General features: G+C 69.6%; 17 protein-coding genes. 8 read left to right on the top strand and 9 right to left on the bottom strand.

From position 1 onward, the window contains the following. Positions 1-62: 62 nt before the first annotated feature. The 3 genes from FIV50_RS14110 to FIV50_RS14100 form a co-directional block, all read right to left on the bottom strand. Positions 63-4,637: an ATP-dependent helicase gene (locus tag FIV50_RS14110; protein WP_140037968.1), complete on the bottom strand. Its 4,575-nt coding sequence runs from the start codon at positions 4,635-4,637 to the stop codon at positions 63-65. Positions 4,638-4,748: 111 nt separating this feature from the next. Continuing rightward, positions 4,749-6,431 carry an ABC-F family ATP-binding cassette domain-containing protein gene (locus FIV50_RS14105; protein ID WP_140037967.1) on the bottom strand — a complete coding sequence of 561 codons (1,683 nt, stop codon included), beginning with the start codon at positions 6,429-6,431 and terminating at the stop codon, positions 4,749-4,751. A gap of 257 nt (positions 6,432-6,688) precedes the next feature. Further along, positions 6,689-7,345: an alpha/beta hydrolase gene (locus FIV50_RS14100; protein ID WP_258184285.1), complete on the bottom strand. Its 657-nt coding sequence runs from the start codon at positions 7,343-7,345 to the stop codon at positions 6,689-6,691. A 112-nt stretch (positions 7,346-7,457) separates the two neighbouring features. Here FIV50_RS14100 and FIV50_RS14095 point away from each other — a divergent pair, with 112 nt between their 5' ends. Continuing rightward, on the top strand, positions 7,458-8,057 hold the full coding sequence (locus tag FIV50_RS14095; protein ID WP_140037965.1) for an NUDIX hydrolase family protein: 600 nt from the start codon (positions 7,458-7,460) through the stop codon (positions 8,055-8,057). A 9-nt stretch (positions 8,058-8,066) separates the two neighbouring features. Here FIV50_RS14095 and FIV50_RS14090 read toward each other — a convergent pair whose 3' ends face one another. Next, complete coding sequence (locus FIV50_RS14090) at positions 8,067-9,134, bottom strand: threonine aldolase family protein (RefSeq protein ID WP_140037964.1); 1,068 nt, start codon at positions 9,132-9,134, stop codon at positions 8,067-8,069. A 91-nt stretch (positions 9,135-9,225) separates the two neighbouring features. On the opposite strand from FIV50_RS14090, the gene FIV50_RS14085 reads away from it, so the two are divergent. Then, a complete protein-coding gene (locus FIV50_RS14085) occupies positions 9,226-10,731 on the top strand; it encodes an MFS transporter (RefSeq protein WP_140037963.1) in 1,506 nt (501 codons plus the stop codon). Positions 10,732-10,735: 4 nt separating this feature from the next. Here FIV50_RS14085 and FIV50_RS14080 read toward each other — a convergent pair whose 3' ends face one another. Beyond that, positions 10,736-11,377, bottom strand: a complete 642-nt coding sequence (locus FIV50_RS14080) for an SDR family NAD(P)-dependent oxidoreductase (protein WP_140037962.1) — start codon at positions 11,375-11,377, stop codon at positions 10,736-10,738. A 105-nt stretch (positions 11,378-11,482) separates the two neighbouring features. Beyond that, positions 11,483-12,922, bottom strand: coding sequence for a DUF6421 family protein (locus tag FIV50_RS14075; protein WP_140037961.1), 1,440 nt, complete (start codon positions 12,920-12,922; stop codon positions 11,483-11,485). Between the two features lie 72 nt (positions 12,923-12,994). Here FIV50_RS14075 and FIV50_RS14070 point away from each other — a divergent pair, with 72 nt between their 5' ends. Continuing rightward, positions 12,995-13,456, top strand: a complete 462-nt coding sequence (locus FIV50_RS14070) for an Lrp/AsnC family transcriptional regulator (protein WP_140037960.1) — start codon at positions 12,995-12,997, stop codon at positions 13,454-13,456. A gap of 34 nt (positions 13,457-13,490) precedes the next feature. Here the strand turns inward: FIV50_RS14070 and FIV50_RS14065 are convergent, their stop codons facing one another. Further along, the gene (locus FIV50_RS14065; RefSeq protein WP_140037959.1) at positions 13,491-14,534 is read right to left on the bottom strand and encodes an ArsR/SmtB family transcription factor; all 1,044 of its coding nucleotides are present in this window, start codon (positions 14,532-14,534) and stop codon (positions 13,491-13,493) included. A gap of 45 nt (positions 14,535-14,579) precedes the next feature. Between FIV50_RS14065 and FIV50_RS14060 the strand changes: the two genes are divergently transcribed. From FIV50_RS14060 to FIV50_RS14050, 3 genes are read left to right on the top strand one after another with little or no spacing between them, the layout of a single operon-like run. Next, the gene (locus tag FIV50_RS14060) at positions 14,580-14,942 is read left to right on the top strand and encodes a cupin domain-containing protein (protein ID WP_140037958.1); all 363 of its coding nucleotides are present in this window, start codon (positions 14,580-14,582) and stop codon (positions 14,940-14,942) included. 22 nt (positions 14,943-14,964) lie between these two features. Continuing rightward, positions 14,965-15,255 carry a DUF4287 domain-containing protein gene (locus FIV50_RS14055; protein ID WP_140037957.1) on the top strand — a complete coding sequence of 97 codons (291 nt, stop codon included), beginning with the start codon at positions 14,965-14,967 and terminating at the stop codon, positions 15,253-15,255. Between the two features lie 44 nt (positions 15,256-15,299). Next, positions 15,300-16,277: a 1,4-dihydroxy-2-naphthoate polyprenyltransferase gene (locus FIV50_RS14050; RefSeq protein ID WP_140037956.1), complete on the top strand. Its 978-nt coding sequence runs from the start codon at positions 15,300-15,302 to the stop codon at positions 16,275-16,277. 26 nt (positions 16,278-16,303) lie between these two features. Here the strand turns inward: FIV50_RS14050 and FIV50_RS14045 are convergent, their stop codons facing one another. Together FIV50_RS14045 and FIV50_RS14040 are read right to left on the bottom strand one after the other, a co-directional pair. Continuing rightward, positions 16,304-16,606 (bottom strand): DUF4229 domain-containing protein, encoded by a 303-nt coding sequence (locus FIV50_RS14045; protein ID WP_140037955.1) that lies wholly within the window; start codon positions 16,604-16,606, stop codon positions 16,304-16,306. A gap of 37 nt (positions 16,607-16,643) precedes the next feature. After that, a complete protein-coding gene (locus FIV50_RS14040) occupies positions 16,644-17,537 on the bottom strand; it encodes a hypothetical protein (RefSeq protein ID WP_140037954.1) in 894 nt (297 codons plus the stop codon). 151 nt (positions 17,538-17,688) lie between these two features. Here FIV50_RS14040 and FIV50_RS14035 point away from each other — a divergent pair, with 151 nt between their 5' ends. Both FIV50_RS14035 and FIV50_RS14030 read left to right on the top strand, forming a co-directional pair. Continuing rightward, complete coding sequence (locus FIV50_RS14035) at positions 17,689-18,669, top strand: glycosyltransferase family 2 protein (protein WP_181164229.1); 981 nt, start codon at positions 17,689-17,691, stop codon at positions 18,667-18,669. Continuing rightward, positions 18,666-20,024, top strand: a complete 1,359-nt coding sequence (locus tag FIV50_RS14030) for a polysialyltransferase family glycosyltransferase (RefSeq protein ID WP_140037952.1) — start codon at positions 18,666-18,668, stop codon at positions 20,022-20,024. Before FIV50_RS14035 ends, FIV50_RS14030 begins: the two co-directional genes overlap by 4 nt. Positions 20,025-20,045 lie beyond the last annotated feature (21 nt).

Raw genomic sequence — 20,045 nt, 5'->3', positions numbered from 1 at the left:
GACGCCGTCGGTCTGTGCCTCGAGGTACGGATCGGCGGCGTCGTGGTGCGTGTGCGGCCGGGTCAGATCGCCTTGCGCAGCGTGTAGCCGCGGGGCGTCGCGACGAACCCCGCCTCCTGCAGGGCGAGGGCGAGTTCGGTGCCGTAGACGCCCTCTCCGTTGACCTTCTCGACCGTGAGGGTGTCGAGACGGCGGGCGCGTGCCGTCGCGGCGAGGTCGGATGCCGCGGCTCGCAGCACCTCGGATTCGTCGGTGAAGCACAGCACCGTGCGCCCGCCCCGTTCGAGGTAGAGCACGAGCGAACCGTCGACGAGCACCACCAGGCCACCGGCCTTGCGCCCGGGGCGATGCGACACCTCGTCGCGCTTGGGCCACCCGAGAGCCGCGCCATAGGGATTGGCGGGGTCGGTCGCGGCGAGCGTCACGGCCTTGCGCGGGGGTGGGTCGGCGAGCCCGGCGAACGTGCGCAGGCGGTCGACGGTGGCGGATGCCGCGAACTGCGCAGCACCGAGCCTCTCGATCACGTAGCCGCGACGGCAGTGCCCGGCCTCTTCGAAGCCGGCGAGCACCCGGTAGGTCTGGGCGAAGCCGCCCGGCACGCCCTCGGCCTGCACAGCGCCTCGTGTGACGACGCCGTAGCGGTCGAGCAGCAGGCCGGCGGTGACGGTCGCGCGCCGAGCGGCATCCGTCTCGACGGAGGGCAGCAGTGACCAGCGTCCGCCGACCGACGACGGGCGCGCCGCGGTGCGGGCGAGCGACATGCCCCGGTAGGTGCGCGTGCGCGGGGCGCGTCTGGTCACCCGGTGGGCCTGCGACCCCCCTGCCAGCAGCGAGCGGATCGGGGCGAAGGTGTCGTTGGTCACGCGGCCGGCCCAGGTCAGCGACCACAGCGCCTCGAGCACGGACTGCTCGTTCTCGGCGCCCGCCATCTCTTTCAGCTGGCCCGCGAAGTAGGCTCCGCCCGCCTCGAGGGCGGCCAGCACCCGGGCCTCGAGCGAATCCGTCGCGATCTCGTCGTCGGGTTCGGGAAGTGTGAAGGGTGCGATGTCGGCGGGGTGCAGCGAGACCCAACCGTCACGACCGGGCAGCGTGCCGTGGCCCGACCAGATCACCTCGCCCGACGTGGTGAGCTCGTCGAGCAGGGCGGGGGAGTAGTCGCGCACGCGGGACGGGAGCACCAGGGACTCCCACGCGCTGGCGGGAATGGGAACCCCGGCGAACTGCTCGATCACGGCGAGCACGCCGTCGAGTCCCTCGAGGGGACGGCCGAGGTGCTGCCAGTCAGGCAGGAAGCGCGCATACGCCTCGGGCGACACCGGCTCGACGCTGCCGCGGATCGCGGCGAGCGAACGCATCCGCAGCCGACGCAGCACCTCGGTGTCGCACCATTCGGTCTCGTTGCCGGTGCCGGAGGCCTCGGGCAGGAAGTAGCCGCTGGTGAGCCGACCCGAGTGCTCCAGCCGCTGCAGCGTGTGTCGGGCGACGGCCGCACCGAGGCCGAAGCGCGACGCGATGGCATCCGTGGTGAAAGGTCCGTGCGTGCGTGCGTACCGCGCGACGAGGTCGCCGAGCGGATCGGCGAGGGGTTCGAGGAACGCGACGGGGATGCCGGTCGGCAGAGCCGCGCCGAGTGCATCGCGCAGGCGCCCGGCGTCTTCGATCGCGGCGACGCGCGTGGTGCCGGCCACGGTGACCGGGATCGCTCGACGGGCGGTGATCAGCGCGTCGAGGTGTTCGGAGGCCGAGCCGGTCTCGGGGTCGAGTCGCGCGTCGATCTCTGCGGCATCCATCGGACCGAGCATCCGCAGTAGGTCGGCGACCCCCTCGAGGCCGCGCGCATGCCGCTCGGGGTCGAGTCGCTGCGCCTCGCGCTCGAACTGCGCGATGACGTCGGGGTCGAGCAGTTCGCGCAGCTCGACCGTGCCGAGCAGCTCGCCGAGCAACGCGGGGTCGACCGAGAGGGCGGCCGCCCGACGCTCGGCGAGCGGCGAGTCGCCCTCGTACATGAATGCGCCCACGTAGCCGAAGAGCAGGTCGCGCGCGAAGGGCGAGGGCTGAGACGGCTGCGTCTCGACGAGTCTGATGCGCCGGTCGGCGATCGACACCGCGAGCTTGCGCAGCGACGGGAGGTCGTAGACGTCCTGCAGAACTTCGCGCAGGGTCTCGAGGATCACCGGGAACGTCGGATGCCGGCGGGCGACTTCGAGCAGCTGCGCCGAGCGCTGTCGCTGCTGCCACAGCGGTGTGCGCTTGTTCGGGTTCATCCGCGGCATCAGCAGGGCGCGGGCGGCGCATTCGCGGAACCGGGAGGCGAACAGCGCCGAGCCGCCGACCTCCTGCGTGACCAGCTGCTCGAGCTCGTCGGGGTCGAACACGAACAGCTCGGCGCCCGGCGGTTCGGCCTCGGCATCCGGAATGCGCACGATGATGCCGTCGTCGCTCGCGACCGCCGAGCCCTCGACTCCGAGGCGCTCGCGGATGCGGGCGTTGATCGCCAGAGCCCACGGCGCGTGCACCTTCATGCCGTACGGGGAGTGAAGGATGACCCGCCAGTCGCCGACCTCGTCGCGCCCGCGCTCGACAGTGAGGGTGCGGTCGGTCGGCAGGGTGCCGGTCGCCTCTCGCTGCTCGGTCAGGTGCGCCATCAGGTTCATCCTGGCCTGCTCGTCGAGGCCGGCTTCGATGAGGCGCTGAGCCGCTTTCTCGGGAGTCGCCGCCGACACCTCCCGGGAGAACTTGCCGAGCGCCTCACCCAGTTCGAACGGGCGGCCGATCCCGTCGCCGTGCCAGAACGGCACCTTGCCCGGCTGGCCGTATGCGGGGATCACATTGACCCTGTCGTGCGTGATCTCGGCGATGCGCCAGCTCGTCGTCCCGAGCGTGAACACGTCGCCGACCCGCGACTCGTAGACCATCTCCTCGTCGAGCTCGCCGACGCGCGCGCCGGTGCTCTCCCCGGCGACGAAGACGCCGAAGAGTCCGCGGTCGGGGATCGTGCCGCCACTGGTGACGGCGATGCGCTGGGCGCCGGGGCGCCCCGTGAGCGTGCCGGCGTCTCGGTCCCACACCAGGCGAGGGCGCAGCTCGGCGAACTCGTCGGAGGGAAAGCGCCCGGCGAGCAGATCGAGCGTCGCCTCGTAGGCCGACCGAGGGAGGGACTGGAAGGGTGCCGAGCGGCGTACGGTCTCGAACCACTCCTCGACGCTGATCTCACCGAGGGCGCTGGCCGCGACGGTCTGCTGCGCGAGGATGTCGAGCGGGTTGCGCGGCACCTGGATCGCCTCGATCTTGCCGGCCAGCATCCGCTCGGTGACGATCGCGGTGTGCAGCACGTCGCCCCGGTGCTTGGGGAACAGCGCGGCGCGGCTGATCTCGCCGACCTGGTGCCCTGCGCGGCCGACGCGCTGCAGACCGGAGGCGGCCGACGGCGGCGCCTCGACCTGGATCACCAGGTCGACCGCGCCCATGTCGATGCCGAGTTCGAGGCTGCTCGTCGCGACGACGCACCGCAGGACGCCGGACTTCAGCTCCTCCTCGACCTGGGCCCGCTGCTCCTTCGAGACCGACCCGTGGTGGGCCTTGGCGAGTACGGGGTCGGCTCCGGCTGTCGCGCCCGCCTGCGCCATCATGGCCGCGGGCACGGATGCCTCGGGCAGGGCGACGCCGATGCGCTCGGAGTAGATCTCGTTGAGGCGCCCCGTGAGGCGCTCGGCCAGCCGTCGCGAGTTCGAGAACACGATCGTCGACTTGTTCTGCAGGATGCGGTCGACGATCGCCTCCTCCACGTGCGGCCAGACGGAGCCCGTGACCTCGGTGTACTCCGCATCCGCCGCATCGCCGGCACCGTTCGGCGCGCCGGGAGGCGGTGGCGGGTTGGTCATGTCGTCCATCGGGACGACGACCCCGAGCTCGAACGTCTTGGATGCCGGCGGGGCGACGATCTCGACCGGAGCCGCGCCGCCGAGGAACCGCGCGACCTCGTCGATCGGGCGCACCGTCGCCGAGAGCCCGATGCGCTGGGCGGGGGCGTCGTGGCCGTGCGAGCGGCGCAGGGCGTCGAGTCGTTCGAGGCTCACCGCGAGGTGGGCCCCGCGCTTGGTCGCGGCGACCGCGTGCACCTCGTCGATGATGACCGTGTGCACGTCGCGCAGAGTCTCGCCGGCGCGACTGGTGAGCATGAGGTAGAGCGACTCGGGGGTCGTGATGAGGATGTCTGGCGGGTCGGAGACCAGCTTGCGGCGGTCGCTCGAGGTCGTGTCGCCCGAGCGGACACCGACCGCCACGGAGGGGGGCTCGACGCCGAGGCGCCTGGCCGACTGCCCGATGCCGATGAGTGGAGAGCGCAGGTTGCGCTCGACGTCGACGCCGAGAGCCTTCAGCGGCGAGATGTAGAGGATCCGCGTGCGCGAGCTGTCTTTGCCACGCGCGGGCTGCTCGGTGCGCTCGCGGAACACGCTGTCGATCGCCCAGAGGAAGGCCGAGAGGGTCTTGCCCGACCCCGTCGGGGCCACGACGAGCGCGTGCTTGCCGGCGGAGATGGCATTCCACGCGCCGGCCTGTGCGGGGGTGGGTTCGGGAAAGGCACCCCTGAACCAGTCCTGCGTGGCAGGGGTGAAGCGGTCGAGCACGTCACCCATCCCTCCATCATCACCCGTGCCACCGACATCGGGGCGACCGTTGTCTGCAGGAACGACGATGAGGTAGGTACGATCCGAGGTGGCGCCCGCCGTCCGGCGGGCGCCACCTCGTCAGAGCGCCTCGCGCAGCGCGCCCTCATCGTCGATCTCGAGCGTGAGCCCCAGGTCGAGACGGGCGAGGAACGCGTCGTCGTGACTCACGACCAGCACGGCCCCGCGGTATGCCCGGAGCGCCTCGACGAGCTGGTCGACAGTGTCGATGTCGAGGTTGTTCGTCGGCTCGTCGAGCACCACGAGGTGCGGTGCCGGATCCGAGAGCAGCAGCTTCGCCAGCGCCACCCGGAAGCGCTCGCCGCCAGACAGCGCGGCGACAGGACGCTCGGCCGTCGCCCCTCGGATGAGGAACCTCGCGAGCCTGTTGCGCAGCTCCTTCTCGGGCACCTGGGGCGCGGCATCCGCGATGTTCTCGAACACCGATCGGTTCTCGTCGAGCCCGTCGATCCGCTGCGGCAGGTAGCCGATGCGATCGGTGAGCGCCGTCGCGACCAGCACCGGCCGTTCAGTATTCAGCATGGATTCCTTCGAGTGGGCCGCAGAGCCGTCATCCGGACCGATCGACGGCATCTGTGCTGAATCGTGAACGCCGGCTTCGGCCACCAACCGTTCGAGCAGCGTCGTCTTTCCCGCTCCGTTTCGGCCGGTCAGCGCGACGCGATCGGGGCCCTGGATGATCCACGACCTCGCGCCGTCGCCGATCATCGCGATGCGCCGGGAGCGCGACACCTGCGGATCCGGAGGCTCGATCTTCATCGACGCATCCGAGCGCAGCCGCCGCCCCGCCTCATCGAGTGCGGTGCGAGCGGCATCCTCCTTGGCGCCGACCTCGGTGCGCAGCTTGCCTGCCGACACCTCGGCGGCCATCTTGCGACCGTGCGCGACGATCTTCGGCACGCGCTTCTCGATCTCGGCCTTCTTCGCCGTGCGAGACCGGTGTGCGAGCTTCACCTCGGCCTCGATGCGCTGACGCTTCTCTTTGCGGAACTCCTGCTTCGCCGTGACCTCGGCCTGCCTGGCGGCCTCCTGCTCGGCGTCCAGCCAGGCTCGCCATTCGGAGTACGGGCCGCCGAACACGCTCAGCGTCTGGGCGTAGAGCTCGGCGGTGTCGTCCATCAGCTCGAGCAGCGACAGGTCATGGCTGACCACGATGAGCGTGCCCTTCCACGACCTGACCATGGCCGCCAGCTTCGCGCGGGCATCACGATCGAGGTTGTTGGTCGGCTCATCGAACAGGGTGATCGGGGCCCGGCGCAGACGGATGCCGGCGATCGCGACGAGCACCGCCTCGCCACCAGACAGCTCTCCGACGCGCCGGTCGAGGAACTCCGGGGCCAGGCCGGCCTCTGCCAGGGACAGCTCGGCTCGGGCCTCGATGTCCCAGTCGTCGCCCACCGCGTCGAAGTGCGCCTGGTCGACGTCGCCCGCGCTGATCGCGCGCACGGCATCGAGGGCTTCGGCGACTCCGAGCAGCTCGGACACCCGACGGTCGACGTCGAGCGTGAGCTGCTGCGGCAGGTACGCGACGTCGCCTGTCGTGGCGAGGGTTCCGGTCGTGGGGCTGAGCTCGCCCGCCATGAGGCGGAGCAGCGTCGACTTGCCGGCGCCGTTGCGGCCGACCAGCCCGGTGCGACCGGATCCGAAGGAACCCGAGACCGAGTCGAGCGCGGTCGTGCCGTCGGGCCAGGTGAAGGTGAGTCGGTCGAGGGTGACCGACGCGTGAAGGGTGGGTACTGACATGGTGTCTCCTGTCGAGTGCGAGGGTGCACTGACACCGGTCGCCCGAGGGCCCCGTCTGAGCGGGGCGCTGTCGAAGGACAGCGGGCGTGGTCTGCCGTGGAGTCGGCGATCGTCGGGTCAGCGCGCGGAAAGATGAGCGCGGAGGCGACGGATCAGATCAAAGGACTTCCAGACACGGCGGACAGGACTCCACGACGATACCCGGGCGTGTCGGAGTTTCGCAACCCCGGGCGTGTCGCGGTTGGGGAGCGACTCGGTCAGGCCTGGGCGGCGCGCTCGAGCCACCTCGTGAGGAAGACGTGCACGTCGCGGAGCTCTTCCTCCGAGATGCTGTGCGTGAGTCCGGTGTAGACGCGCCCTGACAGCTCGGAATGCCCGGGCAGCCACTCTGCCGTGTGCGCGACCAGCGCCTCGGGGATCACCTGGTCGTTCGTGCCCCGGCCCCAGAAGACGTGCGGTCGCGACTCGGTCAGCGCTGCGTCACCCGGCAGCTCGCCGGCGGCAGCGTAGCCGCTGAGCGCCACCACGGTGTCGATGCTCTGCGGGACGAGGCGCATGGCCTGCAGCGCGACGGCGGCGCCCTGCGAGAAGCCGAGCAGAGCCACGGCAGGAGCATCGGCCCGAGCATCGTCGAGCCAGCGCAGGAACGCCTCTGCCGCGAGCGTCACCGACGCGGCGCTGCGGCCGTCGAGGCCTTCGATGGCATACCACGAGCGCCCTGGCATCGGCCACGGGGGTGCGAGCGGGGCGGCGACGGATGCCACGGCGATGCCCTCGGGCAGGTACGGGACCAGCCCGAACAGGTCGTGCTCGTCGGCGCCGTATCCGTGCAGCAGCACCAGCAGCGGCATCCCCGCGCGGTCTTCGGTCGACCAGCGCGTGAGGAGCCCGTCGATCATCAGTTCTTCGCTCACCCGTCCATCCTGCCAGCGCCCTCCGACACTCGCAGGCGCTGATCTCGGATCGTATGCCGGTCCTGGCCGCAAGTCGGTGTTCGGTCGAGGATGCGGCTGGTAGAAAGGAGACATGTCCGTCCGCACACCTGATCCCGATCCCGAGCCCGACGACGGCCTCGAGGGTTTCGGCTCCGCACAGCCCTCGCGCGACTCCAATCCGGGGTGGTTGAGCGAATACGAGCTGGCAGAGGCGAGACGCCATCTGCCGATGCTCTACGTCGAGGCGATCCCGGTGCGCACCGACGGTTCAGGGCAGGTGACCGAGATCGGCATCCTGCTGCGGTCGACCCCCATGGGAGAGATGACACGCACCATCGTCTCGGGTCGAGTCCGGTTCGGCGAGACGATCCGCGATGCGCTGTTCCGCCACGTCGAGAACGACCTGGGCCCGATGGCCTTCCCGCTGCTCCCGCCCCAGCCGCTGCCCTTCACCGTCGCCGAGTACTTCCCGATGCCCGGGGTCAGCGCGTACCACGACGACCGTCAGCACGCCGTCTCGCTCGCATTCGTGGTGCCGGTCACCGGCACGTGCGAGCCGCGACAGGATGCGCTCGAGGTCACCTGGTTCTCGCCGGAGGCCGCGGCGTCAGACACCGTCGCCGCCGAGATGGAGGGTGGGCGCGGCACGCTCATCCGACTGGCGCTCGCGAACCTCGGTCTGCTCCGCTGACGACCGCTCTCAGCGCGTGGTGAGGCGCGCGAGCTCTGCGACGAACTCGTCGACGTCGGACTCCTCGGTGTCGAAGCCGCACATCCAACGGACCTCGTTGCGCGCGGCATCCCAGTCGTAGAAGCGGAACTTCTCGCGCAGCTGGTCGGCGATGCCGTCGGGCAGAGTCGCGAAGACGCCGTTCGACTGGGTCGGCTGCGTGAAGGAGACGCCGGTGATCTCGCCGGCGGTGATGCCGGCCTCGATCTCGCCGCGCAGCCGCTGGGCCATGGCGTTCGCGTGCTGAGCGTTGCGCAGCCACAGATCGCCCTCGAGCAGAGCGATCAGCTGTGCCGAGACGAACCGCATCTTCGACGAGAGCTGCATGTTGAACTTGCGGGAGTACTGCAGACCCGTCGACGCCTCGGGGTGCAGCACCACGATGGCCTCGCCGAGCATGGCGCCGTTCTTCGTGCCGCCGAAGCTGAGCACGTCGACGCCCGCGTCGCGGGTGAAGGCCCGCAGCGGAACGTCGAGGGCCGCTGCCGCGTTCGAGATGCGTGCGCCGTCGAGGTGCAGCTTCATGCCGCGTTCGTGCGCGTGGTCCGCGAGGGCGCGGATCTCGTCGACGGAGTAGAGAGTGCCGAGCTCGGTCGACTGCGTGATCGAGACCACCAGCGGCTGCGCGCGGTGCTCGTCGCCCCAGCCCCAGGCCTCGCGATCGACGAGCTCGGGGGTGAGCTTGCCGTCGTCAGTGGGTACGGCGAGGATCTTGAACCCGCCGATCCTCTCGGGGGCACCGCCCTCGTCGACGTTGATGTGAGCGGTGGATGCCGAGATCACGGCGCCCCAACGAGGCAGCATCGACTGCAAGCCGGTGACGTTCGCCCCGGTGCCGTTGAACACCGGGAACGCCTGCACGTCCTCGCCGAAGTGGCCGCGGAAGACCTCCTGCAGACGCGCCGTGTAGGCATCCTCGCCGTACGCGACCTGGTGGCCGCCGTTCGCCGCTGCGATGGCCGCGAGGACCTCGGGGTGGACGCCGGAATAGTTGTCGCTGGCGAAGCCCCGAACGGCGGGGTCATGCTGAATACTCACCGCACAAGCCTACGGGCCGATGCCGGTGTCGGATGCCGCGTCAGGCAACCCGCTCTACCGAATGTCCGAGGCCACGCCTACCCTCTAACTCATGGAGCGCACCGCAGCGAAGACAGCCTTCGCGAACGTCCTCGTCAACACGCTCATCGCGAACGTGACGACGAGCTTCCTCTGGTTCGCCTTGACGTTCTGGGTGTACATCGAGACGCAGTCGGTTCTCGCGACGGGCATCATCGGTGGCGCCTACATGCTGTTCGTCGCCTTCTTCGCGATGATCTTCGGGACGATCGTCGATCGCAACCGCAAGCACACGGTGATGCTGCTCTCGAGTGTGATCTCGGCGGTCGCATTCCTGGTCGCCGGGGTGCTCTACGTCTGGCAGCCGGAGTCGGCCCTGCTCGACCTCGGGGGCCCGTGGTTCTGGCTGTTCTCGGCGATCATCCTGTTCGGTGGGGTCATCGAGCAGCTGCGCAACATCGCGCTCTCCACGACGGTCACGCTGCTCGTGCCCGAAGACCGCCGTGCCAATGCCAACGGACTCGTCGGCACGGTGCAGGGGCTGGCCTTCCTCGTGACGAGCGTGTTCTCGGGGCTGTCGATCGGCTTCCTCGGCATGGGGTGGACCCTCGCGATCGCGATCGGCGCGATGGTGCTGACCTTCGTGCACCTGCTGTTCATCCGCATCCCCGAGGGCACACCGCAGCCCGATCCCGATGCCAAGAGCGCGCTCGACTTCCGCGGCAGCGTGGCGGCCATCAGGCTGGCACCCGGACTGTTCGCGCTGATCATCTTCTCGACCTTCAACAACCTCATCGGCGGCGTCTACATGGCGCTGATGGACCCCTACGGTCTCACTCTCTTCAACGCGCAGATGTGGGGTTTCGCGCTGGCGTTCGCGTCGACCGGATTCCTGATCGGTGGCGGGCTCGTGGCGAAGTTCGGCCTCGGCGCCAAGCCGATGCGCACGCTCCTGCTCGTCGTGATCGCGATGGGCATCCTCGGCTCGGTCTTCATGCTGCGCGAGTGGTGGCCCCTCTACGTGGTCGGCATGTGGATCTACATGGCGCTCGTGCCTCCCGTCGAGGCGGCCGAGCAGACGATCATCCAGAAGGTGGTCCGCTACGACAGGCAGGGGCGCGTGTTCGGCGTCGCGGCCGCGATGGAGGCTGCGGCCGCTCCGATCACGGCATTCCTGATCGCGCCGATCGCCGAGTTCCTGATCATCCCGTACATGAAGACCTCCGAGGGGCAGCAGCAGTGGGAGTGGCTGCTCGGCGAGGGTGAGGCTCGGGGCATCGCGCTGATCTGCCTGTTCGCGGGCATCATCATGGTGATCGCCGCCACGCTGGCGTTCTTCACCAAGTCTTATCGCAAGCTCACCGAGCTCTATGCGAATGCGCCGGCGCAGGACCCGAACGGCGAGGACGCAGAGGATGCAGGGGAAGAAAGAGACGTCGACGCAGCCGAGGGCAGCGAGGCGAGCGACAGGGCGACGGCCGACAGCGTGGCCCCGGACAGTCGACGGTTCGCGGATGCGCCAGCGCCGTTGCGAGGGATGCCGCCCGAGATTCCCGAGGCTCCTGAGTCTCGGCGCTAGGCGGTCAGCCGAGCGTGATGATCTGGTCGTTGAGATCGGCGGCGTCCGCGTCCCATAGGGCCAGCACCCGGGGCACGAGAGACTTAGGGTCGAGCGCCTTCGCCCGGAACACCACGGATGCCGCGCGCAGCGGCTCTCCGGCATCCCGCGCCGTCTTGGCGAAGCCCTGCGCCACCGCGCGCGTCCACGCCTCACTCGCCGCCTTGACGGCCGCGTAGTTCGCGCCTCCCGCCAGGGGGCGCCCCACCGCGGTCGATGAGACGATCGCGAAACGTCCGGCATCCGACGCGCGCAGCGCGCTGTCGAACGCACGGCTCGTCGCGCGCACCGCATCGAGCGCGGGCAGGAGGGCACGGAAGTCGTCGTCGGACTGCCCGGCGAGCCCGCCACCGCCGCGCCAGCCTCCGACCAGCGGGATCACGGCATCCACCGCGTCGATCCGCGATGCCAGCTCGGTCATCGCCTCCAGCGAGGTCGCGTCAGCCACCTCGATGCGCGCTACGGTCGCCTGCAGCGACTCGAGCCGCTCGGCGGAGCGACCGGTGGCGATCACGCGCGCCCCGGCGTCGACGAGTGCCTGAGCGAGCGCGAGCCCCGAAGGGCTCGTGGCTCCGGCGAGAAGGACGGTTCGATCGGTGACGCTCATGTGCTCAACTCTCGTGTAGAGACAGTTCTGCGGCCACCCCGGGCAGGAATGGCCGCAGACACTGCGTCCGATCGCCCCCGCGACCGGACCCCAGAAATGCGCGAGTCAGTCGTCGGTGCCTCGGATGCCGACGGTCGACTCGATGACCGGCTTCATCTTCTTGTCGAGGGCCTCGAAGAACATGGACAGGGGGAACTCGTCGTCGAGCACCGCATCTGTGAAGCCCTTGGGTGCGCCGGCGAGGATCTCGTCCGGAAGACCGCGGGCCCAGCGGGAGGCCGGGTTCGGGGTGAGCACCGACCGGACGAGGTCGTAGGCGGCGAGCCAGTGCGCCGTCTTCGGGCGGTCGATCGAGCGCCAGTAGAGCTCGTCGATCGCGTCACCGAGGGCGACGACCGCGTCGGGAACCGCTGCCCAATCGAAGGCGAGCGCGGTGTCGGTCCAGTGCAGCACTCCGCGCTGGTGCAGCCAGGCGAAGAGCAGCTGTCCGCCGAGACCGTCGTAGTTGCGCACCCGGGAGCCCGTGATGGCGAAGCGGAAGATCCGGTCGAAGATCACGGCGTACTGCACGAGATCCGCGTGGTCGAGCATCTCCTGCTCGGAGTCCGAGAGGCTGTCGCCGGCCTCGGTGCGCGCACGCAACGACCGCTCGATCTTCACCGACTCGCGGAAGGCGGTGAGGTCGCACCGCAGCTCCTCGAGCGAGTAGAGGAAGAACGGCATCCGCTGCTTGATCATGAACGGGTCGAACGGCAGGTCGCCGCGCATGTGGGTGCGGTCGTGGATGATGTCCCACATCACGAACGCGCGCTCGGTCAGCCCCTGGTCGTCGAGCATCGCCGCAGCCCGTTCCGGAAGCTCGAGCTTGGTGATCTCGGCGGCGGCGCGGGTGACGCGGCGGTAGCGGGCCGCTTCACGGTCCTGGAAGATCGCGCCCCACGTGAACGAGGGGATCTCGCGCATCGCGACGGTCTCGGGGAACAGCACGGCCGAGTTCGTGTCGTACCCGGGCGTGAAGTCGACGAGCCGCAGCGAGACGAACAGCTTGTTGCCGTAGTCGCCGGCCTCCAGGGCCGCGATGAACTCGGGCCAGATCGTCTCGACGATGAGCGCCTCGACGAGGCGGTCGCTCGAACCGTTCTGCGTGTACATGGGGAAGACGACCAGGTGGCGGATGCCGTCGACCCGATGCTGCTGCGGCTGGAACGCCATGAGCGAGTCGAGGAAGTCCGGCACGCCGAATCCCTCGGAGACCCAGCGGTCGAAGTCGACGATCGACGCGGCGAGGTAGTCGGCGTCGTGCGGGAAGGCGGGGGCCAGAGCGCGGATGCCGGCGGTGACCGCGGCGACGAGATCGCGGGCGGCGGCGTGGTGCGCGGCATCCGGGATCGAGCCGTCCTTGACCTGCATCTCGCGGATCGCGATCGCGGCGTCCTTGAGCTGTGCCCACGCTGCGGAGGATTCGGCGGTCGATGCGTCCTCGACGACCTCGGGTTCGCCGACGATGGCCTGTACAGCGGAGCTGTTGGCGGAAATGATGGACATCGGGACCTCCGATCGGAGAGTTTGACGGAAAGATTCCGGCATATACGGAATCCTGACGATAATATTACATCCATGGATGACTCTGTCGATCGCGCGATCCTGGCCGAGATCTCACGAGACGGGCGCGCGACGCTGTCTCAGCTCTCCGATGCCGTCGGCCTCTCCGTGTCGGCTGTGCAGTCCCGACTCCGTCGCCTGGAGACCAGAGGCGTCATCACCGGCTACCGGGCGATCCTCGACCCCGAGCTGGTCGGCACTCCGCTTTCGGCGTTCATCGAGATCACGCCGCTCGACCCTGCTCAGCCTGACAACGCCCCTGAGCTTCTCGAGCACCTCGACGCGATCGAAGCGTGCCACTCGATCGCGGGCGACGCCAGCTACATGCTGTTCGTGAGAGTCGCGTCGCCGCGCGCGCTGGAAGAACTCGTGCGAGACATCCGGCTCGCCGCGAACGTCAGCACCCGCACCACGGTCGTGCTGCAGACCTACTACGAGCACCGGCCGATCATCTCGGTCGCCCCCGAAGGCGAATAGAGATCGCGCGGGCGCCTCAGAGCACCCGCGCCGATCACAGAACCGCGCCGACCATCGCCTCCCCGAGGGGTGTGCGCAGATGCAGCATCCTGGCGCCGTCGCGCTCGCTCGAGACCAGGCCGGCGTCGCGCAGCACCGTGAGGTGGTGGGATGCCGTGGACACGGCGATCCCCGCATCCTGAGCGACCTGTGTGGTGGTGCGAGCGACGCCCGACTCGAGCAGGATCGTCGCGCGCGCCGGGCCGAGGAGGGCACCGAGCGACGTGGCGATCTCGCTCGCGTCGCGGGACCAACCGGCGGTCACGCCCCGCGCGGGATAGAACAGGGTCGGCTGGGCCGGCGGTTCGGTGAGCACCATGCATCCCCATGACGACATCACCGACGGCACGAGCACCAGTCCGCTGCCGTGGCAGTCGACGAGCTCGCTGTGGCGGCGAAGCGAGACGCGCACGGCTCCGTCACCCCAGCTCACGGTCGGATGCAGTCCACCCGCCATCTCTCGGATCCCCGAGGTGGCGATCACCCGCGATCGGACGGCGATGTCGGATCGCAGCAGACGTTCGAGCTGCGGCCAGACGGGAGCGAGCGCGGCATCCCACACCTCCGACCATGCGTCGGCGATCATCTCGCGGGCACGGGCCGGCTGCTCCTGCATCCCGCGCAGCGCCCGCTGGCGGGATCCCGACGAGCGGATCACCATCTTGCCGAAGTCGACCCGCATCGGATCCAGCGGTGTGATGCGCAGCGCCGCGAGCTCGGCCTCGGGTGTCATGTCCCACCCGGGCGCTGCCGTGAGGAAGTCGGGCATATAGCCGTCGTCGCCGATCACCGCGGCGAGCAGCTGGAAGCTCTCCCGCGGCAGCCGATCGCGCACGGCGCGCAGCCACCCCCACTGCAGCGGGTGCTGCTCCGGGCGCAGCAGCACGCGCACGGCGTGGGCGAGCTCGTGGCCGGGGGAGATGCCGAAGCGCACCGACTGGATGTCGCCGGGGCTCAGGTGGAACTCGACGCGATGGTCGGGGTGCTCGACGCCTTCTACCGGCGCATCAGGTCGGTCCGAATAGGATTTTCGATCCACATCGAAACTCTAGGACGAGCGTGCGCGCCTGTCGAGACTGGGCTCATGAACACCACGTCATCTGCTCTCGAAGCCGTCACCGCCGCGGACATCCGCATCGGCACCGGACGCAGCCGCAGGTTCGTCGGCGCGGATCACGGTGCGGCGATCTCGTACTTCTACGTCGAGAATCAGCCCGGCGAGGGGCCGGGCCTGCACTGGCACCCCTACCCCGAGACGTGGGTGGTGCTCGAAGGTACGGCGGGGATCACGGTCGGCGATGAGACGATCGTCGCCTCCGCAGGCGACACCGCGACAGGCCCGGCCTTCGTGCCACACTGCTTCACGAACGTCGGCGAGGGGATGCTGCGCATCATCGGCATCCATGCGTCGGCGACGATCATCCAGACCTTCCTCTCCGACGACTGAACGACCACGCACAGGAGCATCCATGTCCTTCCAGGCATACCTCGACAAGGTCGAGACCCAGACCGGCCTCACCCCTCGCCAGTTCATCGAACTCGCCAAGGAGCAGGGGTTCGACAAGACCACGAAATCGACCGTCGTGCTCAACTGGCTCAAGCAGGACTACAGCCTCGGGCACGGTCACGCGCAGGCGATGGTGCACGTGATCCTCAAGGGCCCGAAGATCAGCGACAAGCACGTCGGCAAGGGTGGGGCGCACGGCGACGCATCGGACACTCTCTGGCTCGACGGCAAGGACAGCAACCCGAACCCCTGATTCGCCTCGGGGAGTACATCGGCGCCCCCAGTAGGATTCCCTGCGTGGCAGCATCCTCGAAGCGCAAGAAGAATCAGACCCGTGTGAGCGGCAATCCCGCGAAGCGGGCCAGCGGCAATCCCGCGAGCCAGGCCGTCATCGACGCCGGGCCCGTGACCCTCGGCGACTGGATCGGCGCCGCCCGTCTGCGCACCCTGCCGCTCGCCGTCGCACCCGTCGTCATCGGCACCGGCGCCGCACGCAGCATGGGTCCGGAGTTCCACTGGGTGATCGCGCTGGCGTGCCTCGCGGTCGCCGTGCTGCTGCAGATCGGCGTCAACTTCGCGAACGACTACAGCGACGGCATCCGCGGCACCGATGCCGTGCGCGTGGGGCCGGCTCGCCTGACGGCATCCGGCCGAGTGAAGCCGCGAACCGTGCTCGGCGCGGCGCTCGTGTTCTTCGCGCTCGCCGCGGCGGTCGGCGTCGCCATCGTGATCCGCACCGAGCAGTGGTGGATGCTGGCGATCGGCGCGGCCTGCATCGTCGCCGCCTGGTTCTACACCGGCGGCAAGCGCCCCTACGGATACAACGCGCTCGGCGAGGTGTTCGTCTTCATCTTCTTCGGACTCGTCGCGACCCTCGGCACCACGTGGGTGCAGGTCTTCGAGCTGCCGCAGCAGGCCTGGCTCGGGGCGATCGCGGCCGGCCTCTTCGCCTGCGCGGTGCTGCTCGCCAACAACCTGCGCGACATCGATCAGGATCGTCTCGTCGGCAAGCGCACCCTGACGGTGCTGATCGGCAAGCGCGCGACCCAGGTGCTCTTCACTCTCTTCGTGATCGTGCCCTTCGGCATCCTCGTGCTCATCGCGCTGCTGTACCCGATCGCATGGATCGGCCTGCTCGCGCTGCTCGCCGGACTCCCGGCCATCCTCATCGTGTGGACCTATCGTCAGGCGAAGGAGCTGGTCACGGCGCTGGCCCTGACGTCGCTGACCGCGCTGCTCTACGCCGGTGCGTTCTTCTGGGCGCTCGCCGGCTGAGCCCGCGGCGAGCCGGAGTACCCGGGTCAGTCCTCGCGACGTGTGGTGGAGCCGGCCTCGCCGGCGATCGCCTCGTCTTCGGCATCCGCATCTGCCTGCTCGGCAGAACTGCGACCAGAGCGACGCTCGACGATCCGGGCCGAGGCGTCGGTGAGAGGTCGGCGCAGGAACAGCATCGAGATGCTCACGCCGATGAGGGCGGCGAAGATCGCGGCGAGCCACCAGTACTCGCGGAAGATCGGGAAGAAGAACCACATGATCGCGAGCGGCACGAGGAAGGCCAGCAGGCGCAGCACGGTGTAGACGAGGAAAGGTGCACGGTTCTTCACCCGAACAGTCTACGTTCGTGAGCTGAAGGGTCTGCTGTCAGCCGTCGAGGCTCAGCGCCCGGAACGGGATGCCGCGCACGACACGTTTCCAGGGGTGCTCGCCGAGCGACCACAGCAGCTTCGCATCGATGTCGAGGGCGAGATCCTCGCAGCCGACCGGAAGCGGCATCCGATCGCGCACCAGGGCATCGCGGCTGCCGGTCCACAGCGCGCCGGCGCGCATGCCGTCGGACTGCGAGATGAAGTGCCGGTCGCCCCAGCGCGCCGCGCCCTGCATCTGCGTGATGCCGGGCGTGAAGCGGCTCTCTTCACGGAAGTCGTCGTCGTCGGAGTCGGGCACCGTGAACTCCGCGATCCGCCCCTTTTCGTCCTTCGTGTATTCGCCGATGAGCACTCGTCTGAGGGGCGTGCCGTCGTCGTCGAACACGCGACCGAGGTACGAGCAGCGCAGGTCGATCGGATGCACGCGGGTGCGCACCGCGATGAGCGCCGTGGCGCGGAGTCCTCGTCCGCGCGCACCGGCGACGCGTCGTGCCTCGGCGCCTCGCACGCGGCGGATGTCGGCGAGGTCGAACTCCCAGATGCCGCGCCCGGTCGCCGCGACGAACAGCCGATCGTCGAACCAGGCGAGGCCGCCGGCATGGATCGGCGCGGGCTGCAGCTCTCCGCCCTCGTCGACCGCGAGCAGCACGTCGAGGTGACGAGAGCGCTCGAGGTCGACGAACGCGACCCGAGACGCCAGATGGTGGCCGTCGAGCCGCTGACGGAACCAGCTCACGGCGAGTGTCCGGCGCCCGTGCCAGAGACCGAGGTCGATGCCCTGCGGATACCAGCGGCGCGTCCAGGTGCGGGCGCTCAGCCACCGCAGGTCGACCGTGGTGCGGCGCTTCTGGCGCACAGGGCGCCAGGTGGTTCCGAACGGCCAGAGCATGCTCCCATCGTGGCCGAACGCCGGGTGAGGTGCGAATCCGGCAGTGAGCATGGGGCGTCGACAGATCGCGTCACCGCGTGTTCACCCGCCGGTCCCCGATCGGCAAGGAGCGCCTGAGAGCATTCCGAGACCGTCGACCCGGGGGAGTTCTGTGCGCACACCGCTCGTCACCGTCATCCTGCCCGCGAAGGACGCAGGCGCCTACATCGGCACGACGCTCGAGACGCTGACGCGGCAGTTCGACGACCCCTCCTCGCTCAAGCTCGTGGCGATCGACGACGGCTCTCGTGATGACACCGGCATACTGATGCGGCGATACGCCGAGCGGTTCTCGCACGCCGAGGTCATCGTCAACCCCCGGCCGAAGGGCCTGGCGAGCGCCCGCAATCAGGGGCTCGAGCATGTCGAGGGCGACGCGTTCTGCTTCCTCGACGGAGACGACTGGATGCAGCCGCAGCGGCTCTCGGTGCTGGCACGGCGACTCAAAGAACTCGGCTGCGACTTCCTCCGCACCGACCACGTCACCGTGAAGGCGGGCGTGCGCACCCTCGTGCCGGCGCCGTACCCGTGGCGGGAGGCGGTCGCGTCACCCAGAGACGCGATCCTTCCCGACAACGAGCCGACCATGGTCGACTACCCGTTCGCCTGGGCCGGCATCATGCACCGTCGCCTGATCGACCAGGGACTCGCGGGCTTCACCCCCGGCCTCTTCACCGCCGAGGACCGACCGTGGATCTGGCGGCTGCACCTGCAGGCCCGATCGTTCGCGGTGGTCGACGCCCCGGCGCTGCTCTACCGCCGCGGGGTGTCGACATCGCTCACGCAGGTGCGCGACCGGCGGCAGCTCGACTTCGTGCGCGCGATGGGCGAGGTGCTCGACATCGTCGAGGCGGATGCCGATTCCGACCGGTTCCTGCCGAAGGCGGTGTGGAGCGTGATGGCGCTCTCCTCCCGTCATCTCGTGCGGTCGAGACGGATGACCCCGTCGCTGCGCGGCGAGATGCGGGCCGGCATCCGAGGGCTGCTCGCCCGCCTGCCCGAGGGCGACGCATCGGCCGTGCTGGCGCGTCTCGACGGGCCCCGGCGCCGCGTGCTGGCACCCCTGCTGCGCACTCTGGGGCTCGCAGCATGACGCAGCTCTTCGCGGTGCACAGCGCCTACGGGCTGGCCACCGCAGCCGGCGCCCTCGACGGCGGACTGCTCGGCGACCACGGTGAGCGGATCCTCGTTCCGTTCGTGTCATCGCGAGTGCCCGAGACATCGGTGAGCATCGCCTCCGACCCCGCGCTGGCGAGCCTCCGCGACAGGTTCGATCGCATCGAAGACCTCGACGCGCTGCTCGGCCCTCTGCATCCGAGCTCGTGGAAGCCCCACGCCGCTGACCTGCCGCTGCTGCGCCGACTGCTGATCAGGGCCTGGGGCATCGACGCCGGCGACCTCGAACTGCTCGTGCAGAGCCCGCAGGTCGCCCCAGCGCGCACCCTGATGCTGCTCTTCCCGCACGCGCGGCTCACGATCATCGGCGACGGGCTGATGACGTACGCGCCCATGCGGGTGCGGATGCCGCACACGGTGACCGCTCGGATCGCTCGCGTCGTGCACGTCGACGTGGTGCCCGGAGTGACCCCGCTGGTGGGTTCGCCCACGGCGACGCCCGTGCCGGTCTCGCCCGACCTGTTCCGCGCGGTGCTCGCCGAGACCGCTGCGGCGGTGGACGACACGGCTGAGCTCGAGAGTGCTCTCGGCGGCGAGTCGACCGTGCTCGTGCTCGGCCAGTACCTGTCGGCTCTCGGCCTGGTCAGCGAGGTCGAGGAGATCGCGCTGCAGAAGGAGATGATCGACCGCGCGGCGAGCCGGCGACCGCAGCACATCGTGTTCAAGCCGCACCCCTCCGCCCCGCCTCGGCTGAGCGACGCTCTGCGCGACCGGGCACGGGCGCACGGCATCGACTTCCGCGAGTACCGCGGCGCGCTCGCCGCAGAGGTGCTGGCCGAACGACTCGATGCGACAGCCGTGATCGCGGGGTTCTCGACCGCTCTGCCGACCGTGCAGGCTCTGTTCGGCCGCGAGATCGATGCGGTCGGGGCCGGCACCGTGCTCGCGAGGCTGACCCCGTACGAGAACAGCAATCGAGTGCCGGCGACGATCGTCGATGCGCTGACCCGCGCAGATTCCCCGTATCGCGAGCCCGAGCGCATGCAGCTGCTGATCGACGCGGTCGGCTACGCCATGCAGCCCGTCGTCGCCGGTCACCTCCGCGGTCGGGCCGAGCAGCTGCTCACCGGCATCCGCCCCTCTGACCGAGATCGGTACTTCGCGCCCGAGAGGCTGGCCGAGCTGCGACTCCCCGGAGCCCCGCGCGAGACGGCCGTGCGTCGTGCGCTGCGCCCCGTGGGCGGCATCGGCCGGGTGGAGCAGGCGAGGCTCACGGTGCTCGCAGCGCGGCGCAGACTCGCACGTGCGTGGCGGGTGCTCAGAGGGCGATGAGCGCGATGAAAATGACGACGG

It is taken from the genome of Microbacterium foliorum (assembly GCF_006385575.1).
Lineage (GTDB): Bacteria > Actinomycetota > Actinomycetes > Actinomycetales > Microbacteriaceae > Microbacterium > Microbacterium foliorum_B.
Note: the sequence above shows the minus strand (reverse complement) of the source record. Positions and strands in the feature narration are given on the sequence as shown.

Excerpts from the sequence above, each read along its gene's own strand:
- FIV50_RS14110 (WP_140037968.1), bottom strand. The coding sequence starts at position 4,637 with ATGGGTGACGTGCTCGACCGCTTCACCCCTGCCACGCAGGACTGGTTC.
- FIV50_RS14105 (WP_140037967.1), bottom strand. The coding sequence starts at position 6,431 with ATGTCAGTACCCACCCTTCACGCGTCGGTCACCCTCGACCGACTCACC.
- FIV50_RS14095 (WP_140037965.1), top strand. The coding sequence starts at position 7,458 with ATGTCCGTCCGCACACCTGATCCCGATCCCGAGCCCGACGACGGCCTC.
- FIV50_RS14085 (WP_140037963.1), top strand. The coding sequence starts at position 9,226 with ATGGAGCGCACCGCAGCGAAGACAGCCTTCGCGAACGTCCTCGTCAAC.
- FIV50_RS14080 (WP_140037962.1), bottom strand. The coding sequence starts at position 11,377 with ATGAGCGTCACCGATCGAACCGTCCTTCTCGCCGGAGCCACGAGCCCT.
- FIV50_RS14075 (WP_140037961.1), bottom strand. The coding sequence starts at position 12,922 with ATGTCCATCATTTCCGCCAACAGCTCCGCTGTACAGGCCATCGTCGGC.
- FIV50_RS14070 (WP_140037960.1), top strand. The coding sequence starts at position 12,995 with ATGGATGACTCTGTCGATCGCGCGATCCTGGCCGAGATCTCACGAGAC.
- FIV50_RS14060 (WP_140037958.1), top strand. The coding sequence starts at position 14,580 with ATGAACACCACGTCATCTGCTCTCGAAGCCGTCACCGCCGCGGACATC.
- FIV50_RS14055 (WP_140037957.1), top strand. The coding sequence starts at position 14,965 with ATGTCCTTCCAGGCATACCTCGACAAGGTCGAGACCCAGACCGGCCTC.
- FIV50_RS14040 (WP_140037954.1), bottom strand. The coding sequence starts at position 17,537 with ATGCTCTGGCCGTTCGGAACCACCTGGCGCCCTGTGCGCCAGAAGCGC.
- FIV50_RS14030 (WP_140037952.1), top strand. The coding sequence starts at position 18,666 with ATGACGCAGCTCTTCGCGGTGCACAGCGCCTACGGGCTGGCCACCGCA.